General features: G+C 35.2%; 17 protein-coding genes. 7 read left to right on the top strand and 10 right to left on the bottom strand.

The genetic code is table 11. The features are described from left to right. Positions 1-88 precede the first annotated feature (88 nt). The 3 genes from MKZ26_RS01985 to MKZ26_RS01975 form a co-directional block, all read right to left on the bottom strand. A complete protein-coding gene (locus MKZ26_RS01985) occupies positions 89-2,320 on the bottom strand; it encodes a YcdB/YcdC domain-containing protein (protein WP_340764053.1) in 2,232 nt (743 codons plus the stop codon). 1,526 nt (positions 2,321-3,846) lie between these two features. Beyond that, on the bottom strand, positions 3,847-4,266 hold the full coding sequence (locus MKZ26_RS01980) for a VOC family protein (protein WP_340764052.1): 420 nt from the start codon (positions 4,264-4,266) through the stop codon (positions 3,847-3,849). Between the two features lie 218 nt (positions 4,267-4,484). Further along, entirely contained in the window at positions 4,485-4,859 is a 375-nt protein-coding gene (locus MKZ26_RS01975) for a hypothetical protein (RefSeq protein ID WP_340764051.1), read from the bottom strand. A gap of 59 nt (positions 4,860-4,918) precedes the next feature. On the opposite strand from MKZ26_RS01975, the gene istA reads away from it, so the two are divergent. Together istA and istB are read left to right on the top strand one after the other, a co-directional pair. Next, positions 4,919-6,466 carry an IS21 family transposase gene (gene istA / locus MKZ26_RS01970; protein ID WP_340767593.1) on the top strand — a complete coding sequence of 516 codons (1,548 nt, stop codon included), beginning with the start codon at positions 4,919-4,921 and terminating at the stop codon, positions 6,464-6,466. Next, the gene (gene istB / locus MKZ26_RS01965) at positions 6,463-7,209 is read left to right on the top strand and encodes an IS21-like element helper ATPase IstB (RefSeq protein WP_338655207.1); all 747 of its coding nucleotides are present in this window, start codon (positions 6,463-6,465) and stop codon (positions 7,207-7,209) included. Before istA ends, istB begins: the two co-directional genes overlap by 4 nt. Positions 7,210-7,219: 10 nt before the next feature. On the opposite strand, the gene MKZ26_RS01960 is transcribed toward istB, so the two are convergent. The 3 genes from MKZ26_RS01960 to MKZ26_RS01950 all read right to left on the bottom strand — a co-directional run bounded on the left by MKZ26_RS01960 (position 7,220) and on the right by MKZ26_RS01950 (position 9,275). Beyond that, on the bottom strand, positions 7,220-7,408 hold the full coding sequence (locus tag MKZ26_RS01960) for a hypothetical protein (RefSeq protein WP_340764050.1): 189 nt from the start codon (positions 7,406-7,408) through the stop codon (positions 7,220-7,222). Positions 7,409-7,719: 311 nt separating this feature from the next. Then, the gene (locus MKZ26_RS01955; RefSeq protein WP_340764049.1) at positions 7,720-8,493 is read right to left on the bottom strand and encodes an SDR family oxidoreductase; all 774 of its coding nucleotides are present in this window, start codon (positions 8,491-8,493) and stop codon (positions 7,720-7,722) included. A gap of 449 nt (positions 8,494-8,942) precedes the next feature. Then, entirely contained in the window at positions 8,943-9,275 is a 333-nt protein-coding gene (locus MKZ26_RS01950; RefSeq protein ID WP_340764048.1) for a hypothetical protein, read from the bottom strand. A 483-nt stretch (positions 9,276-9,758) separates the two neighbouring features. On the opposite strand from MKZ26_RS01950, the gene MKZ26_RS01945 reads away from it, so the two are divergent. The 3 genes from MKZ26_RS01945 to MKZ26_RS01935 are packed head-to-tail and all read left to right on the top strand — an operon-like array spanning position 9,759 to position 11,454. Next, positions 9,759-10,133: an RNA polymerase sigma factor gene (locus MKZ26_RS01945; protein ID WP_340764047.1), complete on the top strand. Its 375-nt coding sequence runs from the start codon at positions 9,759-9,761 to the stop codon at positions 10,131-10,133. 15 nt (positions 10,134-10,148) lie between these two features. Next, positions 10,149-10,301: an RNA polymerase sigma factor gene (locus MKZ26_RS01940; RefSeq protein ID WP_340764046.1), complete on the top strand. Its 153-nt coding sequence runs from the start codon at positions 10,149-10,151 to the stop codon at positions 10,299-10,301. Continuing rightward, a complete protein-coding gene (locus MKZ26_RS01935; protein ID WP_340764045.1) occupies positions 10,291-11,454 on the top strand; it encodes an anti-sigma factor family protein in 1,164 nt (387 codons plus the stop codon). Before MKZ26_RS01940 ends, MKZ26_RS01935 begins: the two co-directional genes overlap by 11 nt. A 960-nt stretch (positions 11,455-12,414) precedes the next feature. Here MKZ26_RS01935 and MKZ26_RS01930 read toward each other — a convergent pair. Continuing rightward, on the bottom strand, positions 12,415-14,100 hold the full coding sequence (locus tag MKZ26_RS01930; protein WP_340764044.1) for a methyl-accepting chemotaxis protein: 1,686 nt from the start codon (positions 14,098-14,100) through the stop codon (positions 12,415-12,417). Positions 14,101-14,535: 435 nt separating this feature from the next. Between MKZ26_RS01930 and MKZ26_RS01925 the strand changes: the two genes are divergently transcribed. Both MKZ26_RS01925 and MKZ26_RS01920 read left to right on the top strand, forming a co-directional pair. Further along, a complete protein-coding gene (locus MKZ26_RS01925; protein ID WP_340764043.1) occupies positions 14,536-14,652 on the top strand; it encodes an AAA family ATPase in 117 nt (38 codons plus the stop codon). 1,109 nt (positions 14,653-15,761) lie between these two features. Then, the gene (locus tag MKZ26_RS01920) at positions 15,762-16,592 is read left to right on the top strand and encodes a phytoene/squalene synthase family protein (protein ID WP_340764042.1); all 831 of its coding nucleotides are present in this window, start codon (positions 15,762-15,764) and stop codon (positions 16,590-16,592) included. 449 nt (positions 16,593-17,041) lie between these two features. On the opposite strand, the gene MKZ26_RS01915 is transcribed toward MKZ26_RS01920, so the two are convergent. The 3 genes from MKZ26_RS01915 to MKZ26_RS01905 form a co-directional block, all read right to left on the bottom strand. Continuing rightward, entirely contained in the window at positions 17,042-18,223 is a 1,182-nt protein-coding gene (locus MKZ26_RS01915; protein ID WP_067209829.1) for a NupC/NupG family nucleoside CNT transporter, read from the bottom strand. Between the two features lie 137 nt (positions 18,224-18,360). Continuing rightward, positions 18,361-19,284, bottom strand: coding sequence for a pseudouridine-5'-phosphate glycosidase (locus MKZ26_RS01910; RefSeq protein ID WP_340764041.1), 924 nt, complete (start codon positions 19,282-19,284; stop codon positions 18,361-18,363). Position 19,285: 1 nt separating this feature from the next. Beyond that, positions 19,286-20,350, bottom strand: a complete 1,065-nt coding sequence (locus MKZ26_RS01905) for a carbohydrate kinase family protein (protein ID WP_340764040.1) — start codon at positions 20,348-20,350, stop codon at positions 19,286-19,288. Positions 20,351-20,514 lie beyond the last annotated feature (164 nt).

Genomic DNA, 20,514 nt, shown 5'->3' with positions numbered 1-20,514 from the left:
AACGAGAAGACTCTTGAATTGCCCCATTGTTCATTACACTTATATGAATATCTACTCAAGTAAACTTCTAGCACAAGATGGTTATATTTTAATAACCCAAGCCTCTACCTTTTTCAGTCATTTTGTGAGCAAGACGAATAATTGAAACTGCCAATTCTGCGTACGTCGCTTCTCTATCAGGATTAAATTGATTTTGTTCCGTCTTTAACAACCCTAATGAGTTCGCCAAGGCAACATGACCAATGTATTCTGTTTGGACTTTATTTGCATCCGCAAAACCCAGTTTATAAATACTATTATCTTTAGCTGCTTGTTCAAGTCCTAGAACGCGTATATACCAAGCTGCTAATTCATCCCTTTTGATTGGAGAATCCAGTGAAAAACTTTGACTATCCGGCTTAATAATGCCCATTTCAACAGCACGTTCAATCGATTGATATAACGGATGTTTCGGGTCTATATTCTCAAAAGTTTGGTTTTTGTTTTCTTTTTCAGAATAATAACCACCGTAATAAATATAAGTGAGTGAATTCATGATGACTTTTAGTGCTTCTCCTTTTGATACGGAAGCATCCCCATTAAAGTCTTTACTATCTTTAATCTCTAAGACTTTAGCATTGATAAGATAATTAAGTTCCTCTTCTGCCCAAGGATGTGAAATAACAGGTGAATTTTTCTCACCAAACAGACTATTCCATTCTCCCGTATTGGCATTTAAATAACTAAACGGATTTTCGTTAAATACAGGTAAATATACTAGATCATAATGATTTTCGTCTTCACTTTTCTCTTGTTTCATATAAGTAAGTTTTAGACTAAGTGCCTTTTTCAATAGAATTTTTGCTTCTTCCTCAGAAATCACTTTATTAATCGTTGGCCATTGTTCAACTTCTTGATAATTGACATTAATGCTATTTAAGGAGCCATCAGCTGCTATGCCAACATTAATTTGATCACCAATCACAACAATGCCATTCTTAATTCTAGGGAAATTGAATTGATAGGCGCCTACTCTCTCTTCAAAATAGGGTTCTTCTACAGGCATAGCATAGTTGTGCAGAGAGGAAGGAGCCCATTCTTTCACATATTTTACTGCTTGCGCAAGGGCTTCCTTACTAGAAAGTGAGTCCTTTTTATTAGGTTTCTCTCCAATTTGCTCTAAAATTTGGCTTGTTATATCATTATATTGAATAATTTCTCCGGTATTTTTACTTATTTCCATACTTGTTCCGTGTCCGCCATTCTCATAATTATACATGTACTGAATACTAATTACTGCCTGTCCATTATAGTTTTCTATCTCATCGATAGATTGAATACTTAATTTAACCTTTTCAGAATTAATTTTAAGGAATTGCTCTGCAATTTTCTTTGCACCCTCTAAAGTCATTCCATCTTGTTTTGGCGGTAGTGGGTTATCTATAACCTTTACAATCTTTGTCTCCTCAGGTAAATCTGCGGAGTACCCGTTTGCAGTTAACCACTTACCTGAAGAAGCATGAACTCCACGCAACTTTGTTGTTGGTTGGTAAACAAGTTGAACACTGCGATCACCCGTTTGATAATCATGATTAATTTGATATTGCAAATCGACTGAAAGATTTCCTTTTACTTTCTCTAAAGTTTCATTTTTATCTTTTATTTGTTTTATATCATCATAAGTTGATGAGTCCAACTTCTTAGAATCTCTGTAAAAATTAACGACTTCACCATTTCCAAGAACAGATACTTCTATTCTTTGATCAGAAATGGATATTTGATTTTTAGTACGAGAAAATGAGAATGAGTACCGAATTGGTTCTGTTAATATTTGTTGTGGAAAGTAGTTGAAGGGATCTGTTTCTAATTGATAATTCTCTCCACCAATAAATTTCCCAACAAAATCAACTGCTATTTTTCTAGCCTCTTCCTTTGAGGTCTTTGCGGGAAATAACGCTTCTGCTTCATTAGACGGTTGATAGTAAAATTGCTCAATTTCTAATTCCTCTCCAACAAATACAACACTACCATATAACTGCTTACCATTAATTGTCTTAGTGAATACTAAATCATAACGTAACTTATCGTCATTAGGATAAAAGTGACTGCCACCCATTTGAAAATCACTTTTCGTTAAGAAGTCAAACCGATTAGGAAAAAACTCATTAAACCTCTTTATTAAATCGTCTTTTGTGAAAACTGTTTCTGTTGAAGCAACTTGAATTTGTACTTTTCCAGGCTGCCCATTCACTGTGGTTGAAGCACCGGCAACAGACGCAAACATTCCAAAAGATAAAGCAGAAGAACTTAATACAATGCCGATTTTCTTTAAATTAACCAATATAACCCTCCTAATATCAGCAGTCCCTAAATCGTACATCTAATCCCATGAATTGTTAATTAATCCCACACTTCATTTACTCTTTATTAAAATATCCCTACACTTCTTTTAACAGTACCGAGTTTCAGGAGTAATTAACCATTATTAAAATAATATCTGAACAATTCCCCCCTTTGTGCACAGCTTGTATTAAAATTATTCAATCCTCCATTTCTATTGTTGATTTTAAACAATTAAATTTATTTTATGATTGCTACTAATATAATATACCTATTTTTTCCACCCATTTGACAATTAGAATGACTCAGGTATGCAATAATGTTCTTCTTATTCTTATTTGCGGGATATGATTGGTCCTGGATGTTATATGATCGGTTGGCTACGGGGTATGATTGGTCCCAGTGATATATGATCGGTTGGCTACGAGGTATGATCGGTCCCAATGTTATATGATCGGTTGGCTACAAGGTATGATCGGTCCCGGCGTTATATGATCGGTTGGCTACGGAGTATGATTGGTCCCAGTGTTATATGATCGGTTGGCTACGAGGTATGATCGGTCCCGGCGTTATATGATCGGTTGGCTGCGGGACGTGATTGTTCTTATACTATTCTCGTCAAAAATCTAAAAAAACATCGAAGATTTACCAATAAATCTAAAGGCGATAAGAGACTATTTATTAGAAGATATTGTAATTAATTTTCTACAAGTACTACTCTTATGTGACTGTTCAAGATCATTATTGAACTATTAGTGGAACTGGTTTTGAGTGCTTAAAGGGGATTGACATCAGAAAGTTGAATCATTCTTGTAATGATTTTTCGAGGTTGTGCTAGAAGGCCAGACTATGAAACAGTAGATTAGGTAATAAATATTAAGTATGTTTGCACCAATTGAAAAAGATGCTTGAGTACAAGATAACCAAATCAGAAAGATCGACTTCCCTGATAAACAATCGACCTTTTAAGCTTAAATGATACATGCGTGTAATAGTAGACATCACATCCGTTATGGGAGCTGCTGAAGTATTTTTTATTAAGAATTATATCCAAAAGAAATTATAAAAATCAATGAAAATAACGAAAAGATTATTAATAATCCGAAAATTATTAGTGTTAGTGCAGCTAACGATTTAGGGATGTTGACACGTTTTTTCCAAATGGAACCTATTATAAATAAACTTAGAAGCATTATGATTATAAAAATAGAAATAAATACATAACTTTGTTTAATTATAATCCATAGGTCCATTTTACATCTCCTTTATCTCAAAATTCTTGAATATCTTTGATCAGGATTAGAGGGCATGATTTTTGATAATTTCACATCTTGATTAGTCCTACTTCTGTGTCCAATAACATTTGTGAAATAAGCATTTTGCTCATCATTAGAAGGAATTTCAGGTGGCTGTCATAATCATTTGCATCGGTGACTAATACTATTGGTTTAGCAAAAATATACTTCTCGTTCCACCAAACATCCTTCACTTTAGCTGGAACATACAAATCATTAGATATTGTTTCTACTAATTAAGTTTTCGAGAATAGCTACAAAGTTCAATTAATGTTCCATCAGTTGAGGCGGGATTAATATAAATGAGTCTTCTTCCACGTGCATTAGTACGTAATGTGTCCTCTAGAAAACGAACTCCATTTTCACTTGCCTCGAGAATTGCTTTGTCCAAATCGTCAACTCGATATGCAATATGATGCACCCCTTTTCCCCGTTGCTTTATAAACCGAGCCATTGGAGAGTTCTTGTTGGTTGGTGCGAGTAATTCAATTACTTTATCATTAGTTCTGACAACAGCAACGTGCACTTCAACGCCTGGTGTATCACTTGTATAACGGTCCTCTACTAATCCATTTAACACATTAAGATAAAAAGGAAGAGCATCATCAATACTTCTAACAGCAATACCAACATGATCTAAAACATATTCCAATTTACTTCCTCCGTTCAATATTATTATCCTTAATATAGACTTGTTCTATTTAAGTTGAATTTATTATCATCCAAGTTTAATATATTTCTATTATAATTATTTGGGCACTAGTTTTAATATGAAATGAATTCCCCTTCTAATCCCACATTTAATTATACTGTATCTTTACTGGAAGAAGTAAAGATACAGTATAATTGTTCGATTAATGCACTCGTTAGCTAATCTTTAAGACCTTCCATTAAAGTCGATGTTAAATGTAAAAGTTCTATGTTTCTATATTTAACTTCTTCAGAAATCAAAGATAAATCCATTCTTTCTACAATAACTATATAGTCTTTCAAAGTTGAGGATTTAATTACACTTTTTGCAATGGACTCCATATCCTTTTTTACAGAATTAAAATATTCTTCATTCCCTTCAACTTGTATCACCAATTCTTTCTTTGAAATCGTTTTTACAACAACCCCCTCATATTTCTCATGAAGTTTTTCAGATACACTTTTCAATGTAGACATATTTAGTTCTTCTGTAACCGCTATACTAAAAGAGACAGTTTTCGCTCGAATGCCTTGAACACTTTCGCCAACAATCATGCCATCTAGTAAGCTAGGATTATTAGTTTACTGGAGGTAAGGACTTGGAGGAAAAGTTAGTGTTATACATCGAAATTCAGCAACTATACAAACGGAAAATGAAGATTGCACAGATTGCAAAACATTTGAAAGTAACGCGTGGAACTGTTTATAAGTATTTGAATATGTCATTTGAGGAAGCACAAGAATATTTGGGGAATCCTTTGAAGAAACCTAAGAAATTGGATCCCTACAAGGATTGGGTTGTCGCATGGCTAGAAGAATACCCACATTTAAGTGCAGCACAAATTCAAGATTGGTTAATCGAGCGCTATCCTGATTTGGTAATCGGAGAAAGCACAGTTCGTACCTATGTAAAAGAGATCCGTGAGATTTATCAAATTGAGAAAAAAGCGATTGTTAGGCAATATGAGGCCGTTCCTGAACAGCCGATGGGCAAACAGATACAGGTGGATTGGGGAGAAACAAGACAGAAAACGACGACGAAAAAAGAAGTGAAATTATACTTCATTGCCTTTGTTTTAGCACATTCGCGGTATAAGTACATGGAGTGGCAAGACCGACCTTTCACTACGAAGGATGCCATTCGTTGTCATGAAAATGCCTTTCGCTTTTTGGGTGGTCGTACGGAAGAAATTGTGTATGACCAAGATCACTTACTATCAGTCAGCGAAAACGCTGGGGATATCGTGTTAACAGCAGAATTCCAAGCGTATGTAAAAGATCAAAAGTTCCGTGTTCATTTATGTCGAAAAGCCGATCCTGAATCAAAAGGAATGATTGAAAATGTAGTGAAATACATAAAGGGAAATTTCGCAGACAGCCGTGTTTTTAAAGATATTGAGGACTGGAATGAACGTGCGCTCCAGTGGTTGGAACGCACAGGAAATAAAAATGTGCATAACACAACAAAAAAGAGCCCAGTCGAAGTGTTTCTCGTCGAAAAGCAACACTTAGAACCAGTCTCTTCACTACTTTCAAATGAAAGTACACATGCATATATTATAACAAGAAATGTAGGCAAGGACAATACGATTCGCTTTGCGTCCAACCGTTACTCAGTTCCATTAGGAACTTATGGAGTATCACCAGAGAATCAGGTTGTTTTAGACATACAAGGTGAGCAACAAGATACGTTGGTTATTCGTAAGCAGTCAAACGGTGAAGTGCTGGCCGAACATCAAATTAGTAGCGAAAAAGGAAAGCTTATTCAAAATCGTAATCATACCCGAGACCGTTCTAAAGGAATTGAAGAGTTAAAGAAAACCGTCATTTCATATTTTGAAGAACAAGAAGACGCATTGATGTATGTGGACGAAATTTGTATGAAATACGTGCGTTATCGTAGAGATCAATTAATAATTCTACAAAAGGTGATTAAAGAAGAACCCGAATGGATTGATTCAGCACTTCAAAAGTGTATGCGTGAAAAATTATATAGTGCGAATGACTTTAGAGACGTAGTGCGTTACTTGAAGCAATCGAATCTAGAGGAATCAGCCCTACTCCATGAGCAACAGAATGTTTCAATGACTCCAACGAATATTCAAGTAGAAACACGCCCCTTAGAAACGTATACACGAATTCTAGGAGGGATTGTCTCATGAATAAAACGGTGAAAGACTTACAGAATCATTTTCGTCAGCTACGGCTGTCAGAAACGGCAGAGGAGCTCCCGCAGCTCCTTCGCGAAGCTGAAAAAGAATCATGGACTTACTTAGAATTTTTGGAAGCTATCACATCATTTGAGCTAGGCAAACGCGAGGAAAAAAGTATAGGACGTCGTATTAAATGGGCGCGCTTCCCCTACATTAAAACGTTACAAGAATTTCAAGTAGAGGAGCAAACAGCTCTTACATCTCGTCAACTGACACAGTTACAAGAGTTCAGCTGGTTAGAGCAGCAATACAACTTAATCTTATTAGGCCCACCTGGTGTTGGCAAAACATTTCTAGCGATAGGGTTAGGCTTAGAGGCTATTCATAAAGGGTTCCAAGTGTACTTTGTGACAATGGGAGAATTAATTCAGCTTCTGAAAACCCAAGAATTTGCGCATAAATCGCAGGTTCAAATGAAACGACTTCAAACATCTGATTTAGTGATTATTGATGATTTAATGTACATGGCAATGGATCAGCGTGAGGCAAATCTATTCTTCCAGCTCATCAATTATCTATACGAACGAAGTTCGATTATTCTAACGTCGAATAAGAGCCCAGAACAATGGACGGAGTTAATGGGGGATCAAGGGATTATGACAGCCATTCTAGATCGGCTGTTACATCGTGTCGAAGTGATTCACATGAATAGTGATAGCTATCGAATGAAAAATAGGCAGCATATATTTTAAGCGAAAGTGTTCATTTCAAACGAGCAGAAACTGTCGTTTTGACCTTGACGGTTACATCTTCTTTAGTAAATAATGGTTTTTGTTCCTCTTTATTTGCAACAGCAACAGCAGTATCATCTTCTAAAGATTTATTTAACAGGCTAAATGATGCTATTCCAACTATAAGTATTCCAGCAATAATCCATATCCTTTTTAACATATAATCCCTCCCTTTAAGAAGGTACGTCCTGTATCCTTAAAAAATGCCATGAAATTTACAACAATAATATCATTAATTTTTTATTTAATGTGAATCCTATCTAACATTCATCACATTTTTCATATAAAGATTAAAATGAAAAAGTAATATCTTATTAAAATAAACTCGACCTTTAGTTGAACAAGAAAAAAGAGTAGTATTGCAACTCAACGATCTTCCAATAAAGCACCAATTAATGAATAGTACTTAATTTGATATACATTGAAATTAAATACAGTAATATGGTTCTAGAATCAAAGCTTTTAGTTTAATTACCTTTTAAATCCACCTTCCGAGTGTATAATCTGACCTGTAATCCAATCTGCTTCGTCGCTCACTAGAAATTTAATCATTTTTGCTACATCTTTCGGTTCACCAATTCTACCAAAAGGGAACATCGGTGTTAATTCACTTTTTATCTCCTCTGTCATCCACCCTGTATCAGTTGGACCTGGATTTATTGCATTGACCGTTATTCCTAAAGGGGCTAGTTCAGCCGACAATGTGATAGTTAAAGCATCGACTGCTCCCTTTGTTGTTGCATATGCTAATTCACCAGGCATCGGTCCTTGAAATTGACCTGAAGTAATATTGACTATCCTTCCACCAGATTTCTTATCAAAGTTTTGGGCAAATTTACTACTTAATAGTGTCGTCGCACGAACATTTACCATATAATGCTTATCTAATTCTTCGCTAGTTATATTAGAAAAATCGTTATTAGTTGAATATGCTGCGTTATTTATCAAGATATCGGGATAACCAAGCTGTTCAGAAACTCTACTTAAAAGTTGTTCAGGTGCATCATATTGAGTTAAATCCAACTCCATACACGATACCTTAACACCTTTTTTTATTAATTCTTCTTTTAATATCATTGGCTCATTTAAATCAATACTCCAAGGCATTTTTTTATCATAGTCTGTCCAATAGGTAAAAAATATATGATAGCCCGCTTCAGCTAGCTCTTTACAAATAGCCGCTCCAATCCCTTTTAGGCGGCTTACACCCGTAACAATAGCAATTTCCTCTATTGATTGGTTCATTAAACATTCCTCCATTACAATATTAGATTTAAATACTTCTCTACTATGCCCTGGTAGCCATACATGTAGTGCAAAATCAGCGGTACACCACAGAGGATGAAAATGTGTATAGAACTAGTATTGGATATTGCGGCTGGGAGAAGAAGGTCGATGAACTATGGTTCCTTAGAGCCCATCCGTTAGTCTGACTCCAACGACCACGGTGTATCTCAGACTGTCGCACCCAATACGGGTAGCACTTATGGGAGATTAATTCTACTCTGATTATTGCACCAGCCTTGCCTACAGTCTCTGAAGAATGGAGCTGATTCTTGATTTACCTACCAATTCAACAGCATCCTTCTCAAGGCTCAATCTTTTTTCAAAAAAACTTTTTCTGAGCTTTTTGGTTATGCGCTATTATCAATAATAAGAGTTTTTTTATTTTCATGGGAGTTTAACAAGTAAACTTATTTTTCCTCTTTTTCAAAATAGAAACCCGTTCCATTTGCTTGTGGAATAAACCCTTGTTGAGCTGACATATTTTCTACCATTTCTTGCTCTCCCGCTGTTATAACTATGGAAACTTCTTTTCCTTCAGCTAACATACTTTCTCTAATTTCTTGTTCCTCTCTTGTTATTACTTTGTATTGATCTCGGCTATTAGTGCCTGTTTGTCCATCTTCTACTCTTGGTTGTTCATTTTGTGCAAATACCTTTGTACCTTGCAAGTCTTTCATAAAACCAATTGATAGTGCGAGAACTCCTACAAAGCCAAGAATAAGAACTGATTTTCTTTTCATAAATAAACCTCCCAGCATTTTTTCTGAATTGTCACACTCTATTACTGTAAATATAATACCATGAATAAATTATTTAACCATAGCTCACACTTGTCGCACCTTCACTACATTTGTTCGTTATAAGGGCGAGCTTTACCACCTATTTAACCCCAAATAAATAGTTTCGAATATACAATTGACTTATTATTAACTTTTTTTATAACTACGGGGAAAAATGACAACAATTCAAGCCCACAAAACGTTAATCTGAGCGGCTTTTCGTGAGTCTATAAAACGGAGGTTAAAAATTATGAAAGTTATAATCCCGAATTGTTTAGAAAAAAATAACTTTTTTAGAACAAATTATCAAATATTAAAATAGTAACAAATATTATTTTTTTATTCGATAAAACAGTAAATAAGTTTCCCTTAAATAGAAAAAATTAAAACTATCTTGAGAGGAAATAAAGATTTGTTCGTTATAGTAGTAAGGAGGTGAACCGGATGGAGATGGATGAAGTAATTGCACGAGTAAAGAACGGAGAAGATCATTACTTTGCACACGTTATCAAACATTATGAACAGAAAGTATTTAATACTGTTATACGAATTGTCCGTAATCGTACTGTTGCAGAAGATATCGTTCAGGATATTTTTATTAAGGTGTACTATAACCTACATAAGTATGAAAATACAGGGTCATTTAATGCATGGCTCTATCGAATTGTGGTCAATAATTGTTTTGATCATTTACGAAAACACAAGTATCAAACGACACCAATCGATATCGAAGTAACGGATAGTCGTTATCCGGAAAAAATAGTGTTATTACGTGAAAAAAATGAGCAATTAGAGCAGCTTCTTCAGCAGTTAGATTAAACTGAACATTCTGTATTGTTGTTGAAATATGTGAATGGGCTTAGCTACGATGAAATTGGGCAAGTGCTACAAATTTCTTTAAACGACGTTCGTAACAAACTGCACCGTAGTAAAAGAAAACTAAGGTCAATCGGAACGACAAAGGGAGGTTATTATTATGAAATGTAATTCGAACTTGTTGGAAGATTATATAGAAGGTTTTTTAGAAGATAGTGAGCAACAAAAAATGGAAGCTCATTTGCAATACTGTGAAAATTGTCAGAGAGAATATGAGCAATTAGCAAATGAACAAAAATCTTTATTTGCACAGCTCAATAAGCCAATGATGACACATAGTCAAGCTGATTTCATTATGCAACGTATTCAAACAAGTACAAAGCGTAAAAAATCTTGGCATACATTAAAAATTAGTGTAATCGGTGCAGCAGTTATTGTGTTAAGCTTCGCACTTTATTCTTTGAATCGTACACCGAATGAAGTAGCACAGCAGATTGACGAGCCAACTCAATTAGCTGAAGCTAACAGTAGTGGGCAAAAAGACCTTTCAACAGCCGAACAAGTCCCTAGCTTAAATGAGCCATTTTTGGATGTTTCGATTGATGAAGTTGTAGAAAATGGAGATAACATTGATATTCATTTTCGAGTCAAATTTAAGGATAAATACCAGCAATATTATGATGATTTATACAAGGAAATTCGAACTCGATATCAATATAAAGTGAGTGTTGACCCATTGCTACTCGATACGCATTATGCCTTTTTCGGTAAAATGAGATCACAAATTGAATTTGCGATTAGAAATGAAGCAGGACAATTAATTATACGAACAAAGTATTTACCAGAAGGCGAACGACCTATGATCAATATTCATAGTAGTGGTGGTAGAGGTACAGATGTATTAGGGGAAATGATTTATACGACTTCTGTTCCGAGACATACAAATCCAGCGACATTCGAGGTGCTTGAAATGAAAGCGGATGTTTTCGATTTATATGAGACGGAAGTGAATGCAGCACAGTTACAGCCATTTCAGTTTGAAAATGAAACATATATAATCGATGCATTAGAAATCAAACAAGACATATTACATTTACAAATTTCTACGGAAGGTGAGCCAGAAGTTCGTGCAAGTAGTTGGGAAATGGTCATTAACGATCGATTAATTGCTTCTGACCGAGCAAATGTAGATTTTATTAATAATCGTACCGTTTATAAACTACAATTTGACGGTTACGAACAAATTCCAAGTACATTCAAATTAGTGCCGGTTGCTGTAGAGATAAAAAAACAACTTGAACCGATCGTATTAGAATTAGACTGATTACAAGACTCTCACTTAGTAAATAATTGCAGTGAGAGTCTTTTAGTGATGAAAAAAATTTTAGTTGTTCAGCATTTTAAAATTGATAATAATCTTTAATCATCAATAGCAAAATTTTTAGCGCAAAGAATATTAATAGTTTTATTAAATGGTACCCCATTTAAGTCAAGTACTATTGTGAAGTACAGCCAGTCCGAAATCATGATATCTAGTCCGACTTTTTTATCAATAGGTTCACTTATATTGCCATGAGCTATATAGTTTCTAGTTTTTCCAAATCATGTAGCCCCTATCAATGAGCAATAAAAGGATGAAGTATTTCTTTAAGGCATGTCCCCAATTGCATAAGTTGAAAACATTATGTTGTTAAACGGGTTTGTATACGCCATACACAACAGATTGACATAACGCCGATTCAGGAAAGTAGTTAACTACATTATTCAATAAGAACATAACAATACGTTAATAAATATTCTTGACTAATCGAATTATCATTCTCGGTATAAATAATAAAATACTCCAAATTAATTCAAATAAGATTGAATTTCGAATCTCATTTAGTATGTTTTTTAAAAAACCTTCTTGACTTTTTTCTTTTTTCATCTCTTCCCCCCCTTTAAATCGCATTTCACCATATTTATCTAAAATATTTCTTTAACCCCCTCAAGAAGGAATTCGATTCCAGAACAGGCTTGTATAGTGCATACACACAAAAAAGCCCCCTACCAATTCGCATGAGCCAGTAAGGGGACATATTTTGTGAACTACTATTCTTTAGCATATAAACACTTTTGGACAACTGTAAGCTATCGGGTGGTTTCGGTATATTTAGCGTTAATAAAATCAATCTGTTGCCCATCAATAGTGTGAAATATTTGGTTTTTCCCGATTGATCATACCCATAAACCGGAAAATAACCAATGTAGCATAAGAGGAGTACAGGGGTACCTTATTATAGCCCTACATCCTAAACTCTTGAATCATTTCTTGCAAGTCGATTGCCTTTTTACTAAGATCGTCTGCTACTGTATTGATTTCTGTGATTGTTGCCATTTGCTCTTCCATTGCTGCCGAATTCTGCTCTGTCTGTTCGGAAGCATTGCTAACATGCCCCGCAATATCCGTAATAGATGCAGACACTTCTTCTGCACTTGCAGAAATCTCCTCGGTAGCTGCTGAGATTTCTTCAATCTGATGATTCATCTGCTGAACGGCATCTACAATAGTCAAGAACGAGTTACCCGCTTCTTCGATCATTTCAACACCCTGGGTAGCATTCGTCAAACTTTCTTGGACAGAAGCTTCTACATCCTTTGTGTCTTTTTGAATTGCCAATGTCAATTCGGCAATCTGGCTTGCGGATACTTTAGACTCTTCAGCCAATTTACGAACCTCATCTGCGACTACAGCAAACCCCTTACCATGCTCTCCAGCACGCGCTGCTTCAATAGCAGCATTGAGTGCTAGAAGATTTGTCTGCTCTGTAATGTTAGTAATAACACTTGTAATGTTTTGAATTTCTGCGGATTGTTTGCTAAGACGTTTGATTATTTCATTCGTCTTAGATGAGGATACGTGGATGAGCGTCATTTGCTCTTTAGCCGTTTGCATTACTTTCTCGCTCTCGTTACCAATGCGCATTGTATTTTCTGCACTCGTATGTAAAGTCGAAGTTGATTCTGCAATACGCTGCACACCCGATGCCGTTTCTTCCATTGCGACTGAACTTTCACGTGCTGCTGTGGCAGACGCTTGCGAACCAATGGAGATGTTTTCAATTGCTTTAGAAATATCTCCAGAAGAATCCGCTACTTCATTCGTGCTCGCTGATAGCTCTTCCGCAGAAGCTGTCAAATGAAGGGCATTATCATTTACATTACCTATCAGTTTACGAAGGTTATGCTTCATTTCATTGAAGCTCATGGCCAATTCTTGGAGTTCATCTTTGGATTTGACTTCAACATCTTGTCCTGAAAGATCACCTGAAGCAATGATTGTTGATTCAGCAGTAATCATACGCAGTGGGCGCGATATAAGAGGCGTAAGATACGCAGATATCAACGCCCCCAAAATCAAGGCTAACGCACTAGCAATAATCAATCCTAACTTTGCCCTGCTAACCGTTTTATCCGAACTGACCATAGCAATCTCAAGGTTCTTGTATTGGTAACCAATCATCCCATCCACTGCTTCACGAATCTCCATGTTGTTTGGGAGCATCTCTTTTTCTACCAATACCATTGCGGCCTGCATATCATCTGCATCTTTCAACTTAACGATACGATCTGCAACTAACTTGAACTTCTCCGAATTTAGAGTAACTGTTTCAAGATAGCCCTTCATTTCATCTGAATGTACCATTTTTTGCAGTCCAACAATGTTCTCTTGCATTATCTCATAGTGTTCATTGAATACTGTTAAATCCTCTTGTTTTCCTTGCAGCAGGTAAGAACGTATGTAAAGGCCCTGCAAACCGATTTCTGTTTGAATGACTTGAGCTTGCATCGCTTGGGCGACACGATTTTCAATCATAGCTTTATAATTGCCCTCGATTTTGCCCAGTTCGTGGTAATTCCACGTTGAAGATAATAGGATGATCACTAGAATAATGCCGAAGCCTGTATATAATTTTTTACCAATTGACACTGTTATTCCTCCTGATTCAAGTAGCTTACTTTTTATTTATATGTAGATAAGACTTTAACCGATAGTATGATTTACGTATAAGTACGTTTCACAATTACACCCTCAAATACTACCGTTTTTCTAATGCAATCATTAATAGTAGATTGCATACTACTACTATCGGCAATTATTAATAATAATTAACCGACTTAATGATTATAAAAGTGAAATTCCGTAATTAATTATTTAAGAAGAAAAGAAGAAACGTCTAATGAGTTTGGGGGTAAATCGGTTCTTGAAGCAATGCAGCAGAACAATGTAATAGATTTTTTATATTCGTTGGATGAAAATTTGGATTTACTACCGGCTAATAATATTATTACTACTTTTGCAAGGTGAATATATACTGAGAAAACGTATACAGGTGATACCATTCCTTTTTCCGGAGGCCCTACATTGATTTTGGATAATTTATTGAATCAAGTAAGAGATGAATATGACTTTATATTAATTGATACACCACCATCTTTAAGTGAGCAAAAGAGGTGTGCGCTATTTCGCACTTACTTATGAAGTCACAAGAAAAAAAGGATTGGGAGTTTTATTCACTACCCTTATCCTTCTTCTACATATTTACCCACTTCTTTGTGGTTATACTAGCTGTCGGTTCGTATTCACTCAGTACCTCTAAAATGAAATCAGAAGTGATATATAGATGATGTTCAGCATTGGGGGAAAGAGCAACTCTTGCCGGATAAATACTGTCATACCAGGCCAAGAACTTAGAATTATGTACTTTATAAAAAGTAGGTTCATAACTAAGTTTAGATAATCCCTCTGCTGCCCTTCCTTCCCCAACTTTAGAGATAAGCCCTTCAATATCTGGTAATCCCCTCTTTTAATTGCATTTAATTGGAAGAGATTAACTCGAAAGAATTAACATCTGGATCATCAAAATAGATTGCAGCATGTGCATAAGGATACTAGTGGTTGACGTTGTTCATTAAATCCAAATGCATTACGAATAGCTATTCCTTTTTCATTCAACCAGTTCTTGTATGGTATCCTCTTTGTCTACGCGAAATGTGATATGTCGTATAGAACGGTGATAAGATACCTCAACTTTGTCACTTTCCCATTAACCAAGCCAGCTTTCTCCAGTGTCAATCCAGAAATAAGCTAATTTCACTTGTATATATGCTGTCTCTAACCCTAATTTCCGATAAAATAAAATTGGATTTTTTAGGTCACTTACTGGTTAATGTAATTCATATAATCCTGTTATTAACGATGACTCCTCTTTTTCAAATATTATATTCTCGCAAGAGTTTGGCGCGTTTTTAAATTATTCACTGCAACACAATATTTTTTTACCCATTATCTTGTATTAAGTGGCTTTAGTGACTTTAGTGACTTCCGTTTTTCACCTAATTATGATTAAATGAAAGTATAACTATTATTTTCAGCTGCTCCTAGAAATAGGGGTATATTTGGGACGTTCTAGGATTGTTATTTAACGTTCCCTTGAAAATCAGTTTTTTTCATCTAACTAGTTAACACTGTAGGTACCTTGAGTTTCAGTTATTGAGCCTGCGTTCAAAGTTATAATGACAAGTCAACAAAAGCGTTAACATGCTAATTAATCTACTAACACTGCCATAGGTTGAAGGGGGATAATCTCAATGAGTAATGAAGCTAAATTACAAAAAGAAGCTATGCATGTACTAAAGCTAACAAGTAGAACCTTTTATATTCCAATTAAGCTGCTCAACCCGACATTAAGAAAGACGGTCGGCTCTGCCTATTTATGTATGCGTGCGATTGATGAAATTGAAGATCACGAGGACTTAGAAGCTGAAACTAAGCAGCACTTGTTGCGTTCGACTAGCAAACTTTTACAAACTGATTTTGATGACGTAGCCTATCAACAACTTTTAAAGCCCTATGAGAGTCTTTTACCAGAGGTTACGTTAAGACTGGGTGATTGGCTTTCCGTATGCCCGGAAAGTATTATTGACAAGGTTAAAGAGTCGACAAGTATTATGGCCGATGGTATGGCCCGTTGGGTAGAAAAAGACTGGGTTGTAAAAACGAAAGAAGATTTAGATGAGTATACATATTATGTAGCTGGCTTAGTTGGTATTATGTTATCTGATATATGGGAGTTGTATGACGGCACGAAAACGGATCGAGACTTAGCGATTGGCTATGGCCGAGGCTTGCAAGCTGTTAATATGCTACGCAATCAAGATGAAGATGCTGATCGCGGCGTCCGTTTTATACCCGATGGTTGGGATAGAAATGATATGTTTGCCTATGCAACAGCGAATTTGAATAAAGCAGATGAATATATAGAATCGATTGACACAAAAAATATTTTGTTGTTCTGTAAAATTCCGCTTGCCTTAGCAAAAAGCACTTTAAAAACATTAAAAAATGGTAAAGAAAAAATGTCACGTACAGAAGTGGAATCCACTGTGGACGAGATTATTAATGATCAAAAACACGGTTAGATTGTTGCAATGTTTTTAATGACTTTCGAAAAAAGACGACTGTACATTCAATTTTGAATGCGCAGTCGTCTTTTTAATTAGCTATTAGGACGAAGCCAATGAAAAAGTTCTTTTTTTATAGTAGGAACTAGTTGATTGTAGTGAAGAGGAGGCTGAAGCCAAGCCCGCGGAAAGCGTCCGCTCGGAACGGAAATCAACGGGATTGAAGGATATCGTACTTTTTCAATACCTTCATTAGGCCACTTATGCTTTTTGTGTAAGCATTAATCTAAATACAGAATCCTTTCTTTTAAAAGCAAAGAGCATAATATACAAAAAAAGAAATCAACCATATTATACAGCTGAGTTCTTTCTTCCTTCCATTCTTCTATCTATTTGGAAATGACAATAAGTCACGGATTTTAAAACCATAGGGAGCCATCATTGTAAACGCATTCAGTTTTATATTCTCACATAACAATACCAATGATAGTAGCCGAAATTACAGAGGCTAGTGTTGCACCTAATAACAGTTTTAAAGCAAATTTCGAAACATAATGACCTTGTTTTTCACTAATTGATTTGATTGAGCCAGCAACAATACCAACAGTTCCAAAGTTTGCAAAACTAACCAAATAAACCGAGACAATTGCCACTGTTTTATCAGAAAGATTTGAAGAAATTTCGCCAAAACTCAACATTGCAACAAATTCATTAGTAACAAGTTTTGTAGCCATAATTCCACCCGCTTGTACAGCTTCTGCCCATGGCACACCCATCAAGAAAGCGATTGGTGCAAAGATATAACCAATAACTGTTTGGAATGAGACTTGAAATACGCCGAGAAAAATCACATTAATTAATTCCATCAATGCAATAAACCCTAATAGCATAGCAGCAACGGTAACTACGAGTTTAAAACCATCCATTACGCTATCTCCAACCATTTGGAAGAAAGGAACTCTCTCATCTTCATCCACTTGAATTAATTCATCATCACTTTCTAAATCATAGGGATTAATAATATTTGCAATTATGAGTGCACTGAAAATATTTAAAACTACAGCAGTTACAACATATTTCGGCTCTAACATCGTCATATAAGCTCCAACCATTGCCATACTTACTGCACTCATCGCGGAAGTACAAATTGTATAAAGCCTTTTTGAAGATAAATGAGGTATTTGTCTAATAATTGTCAAAAACACTTCTGGTTGTCCAAGTATTGCAGTAGATACTGCAAAATAGCTTTCAAGTTTACCCATTCCAGTTATTTTACTTAAAACTAAACCTAGATATTTGATAATGTAAGGTAATAATTTGATATAATTTAGTATACCTATTAGGACCGATAAGAATACTAGAGGTAATAACGCTACAAATATAAAAGATATTTCACCTTCATTCACGATACCACCAAATACAAATTGAATTCCTGTATCAGCAATAGCTAACAGTTTCTCAAAAAACTTACCAACACTGGTAATAGCAATAAGACCTATACTAGTATTCATCATGAAATAAACTACAACGATTTGTACAGCTAACATAATAAGAATACGTTTATATTTTATCTTTTTTCTATCATTACTAAATATAAACGCAATAAAAAAAACAAGTAATATCCCTGTTATTAAGAATAGAAATTTCATGTAAATCATCCCCTTTTATGTTAGCGCTTTCAATTAATCGATAATACTAGTTCCTTTTCATATTTTCACAAAATATGAAAAGGAACTAGATGAGTGAATTTATAGTAGTATAGATCAGCTTATCTTAAGTAATAGTTTTATTGTTCGTTTGTTTTGCTGTTTAAATTAACTGCAATTTGAGCTCCTACTTTAGCATTGTGTTTTACTAATTCAATATTTACATCAAGGCTTTTACCATCTGTTAATTCTTTAATTTTACCAAGTAAGAACGGTGTAGTATCTTTACCAATAATATTATTTTCTTCTGCTTCTTTGATTGCTTGGTCAATAATTCCATTGATATAGTCTTCATCCATAGCGAATTCTTCAGGGATTGGGTTAGCAATTACTACCCCACCTTTAAGATTTAATTCCCATTTAGTTTTCAATACATCAGCAATTACATCAATTGAATCCGTAGAGAAGTTTAATTTAAATTCACTATTTCTTGTATAGAATGCTGGTAGACACTCCGTTTCATAACCAAGCACAGGAACCCCTTTTGTTTCAAGGTATTCCATTGTAAGCGCTAGATCTAGGATTGATTTAGCTCCTGCACAAATTACCGCTACGTCCGTCTGAGCTAATTCTTCAAGGTCAGCTGAAACATCCATTGTAGTTTCTGCACCTTTATGAACGCCACCAATACCGCCTGTTACAAAGATTTTGATGTCCACTAATTCAGCACAAATCATTGTAGTTGCAACAGTTGTTGCACCTAGTTTTTTTGTAGCAATAATTTGTGGTAAGTCACGTCTTGACACTTTAGCAACATCTGAACTTTTACCGAATAACTCCAACTCTTCATCTGTTAACCCAATTTTGATTTTTCCATCAATAATAGCAATTGTTGCTGGAACAGCCCCATTATCGCGAACAATTTGTTCAACCTCTCGAGCCATTTTTACGTTTTGGGGATAAGGCATCCCGTGAGAAATAATTGTAGACTCTAATGCCACAATTGCTTTCCCTTCCTCTTTTGCCTGTTGTACCTCTTTTGATAATTCAATATACTGTTTCATTTTAAATTTCCTCCATATCTAGTTTAAATTGTTTTTGGGATAATTCTTGTCTAACTGTATGCTTTGATAAAATTGTTTTCTGAGCATTGACTAAACCGGACTTAATAATGTAATCAAAGTCTTTCTTTTGTAACCAGGAATAAATAACTCCCGAACAAAATGAATCCCCCGCACCTGTAACATCTACAACCACTGGTTCTTCGATAGCTGGGAAATAACGAATCTCTCCATCTTCACTACCTGTAAGCACACCTTTTGATCCATTAGTTACAATAACATTTTTAACTCCTAATTCTAACCATCTCTCAACTGATTTTTCCCAATCTTTATCATCATTAATTTTTATATCCATAAAAGTTTCTGTTTCATCTTTATTTACGATGAGCCAACTAACCGCATCCAGTGTTTTGGGAAGTCGATTCATTTTTGGAGACGAAACAGGAATGATAATTAGTGGAATAGTATGCTCAGTTGCGAAAGAACAAAGAAACTCAACCGTTTCAACCGGACAATTCAAATCAACTACAATACATTTAGCGCATTTAAGAATATTGCTGTCTTTTTCCAATAATTCAGGAGTAATTTCTTCGAAAATATCCATATCTGCTAATGCAATTGATAAATCACCGTTCTTATCCAATACCGCGGTATAGGAACCTGTTGATGCATTTTCAAATTGGGTAACATGTGCTAAATTCATAAATGGAGAAGACATATCATAAATCTCTTTCCATTCTAAATCGTTACCGCTTGCTGAGATTAATACAACTTGCTCACCCAGTCTACCTAGATTTTCAGCAATATTTCTTGCCACTCCTCCAATCGTTCGAGAAGATTTTACTGGGTTTGACGTTCCATTAGATATCTCAAACTTTGCATAGAGTTTTCTGTCTACATTAGCTCCACCTATACAAATAATAGGTGAGTTTTCATTTACAACATAAGCGTTCCCGGAAATATGCTCATTCTTGATTAGCCCGGAAATAATTTCAGCAATTGAAGAATTTGGTAAACCTGTTAGTTCCGACAATTCATGTTGAGAAATAAGTGGTCTTTCTTTAATCATACCTAAAATTAAATCCTCATTTTCATTAGCGATTTTTTCACACCCCCTCACCCTTAAAACAAAAGTTTATATCGTAAACATATGTTTAGTATACGGCTTTTTTATAAATTGTCAATAATAAATTGCTCTATTTCCACTATTGTCTCAACAAGATGAGAAAAGAG

This window comes from Sporosarcina sp. FSL K6-6792 (assembly GCF_038004885.1).
GTDB lineage: Bacteria > Bacillota > Bacilli > Bacillales_A > Planococcaceae > Sporosarcina > Sporosarcina psychrophila.
The sequence above is the reverse complement of the archived record's forward strand: the minus strand, read 5'-3'. Positions and strand labels throughout refer to the sequence as shown.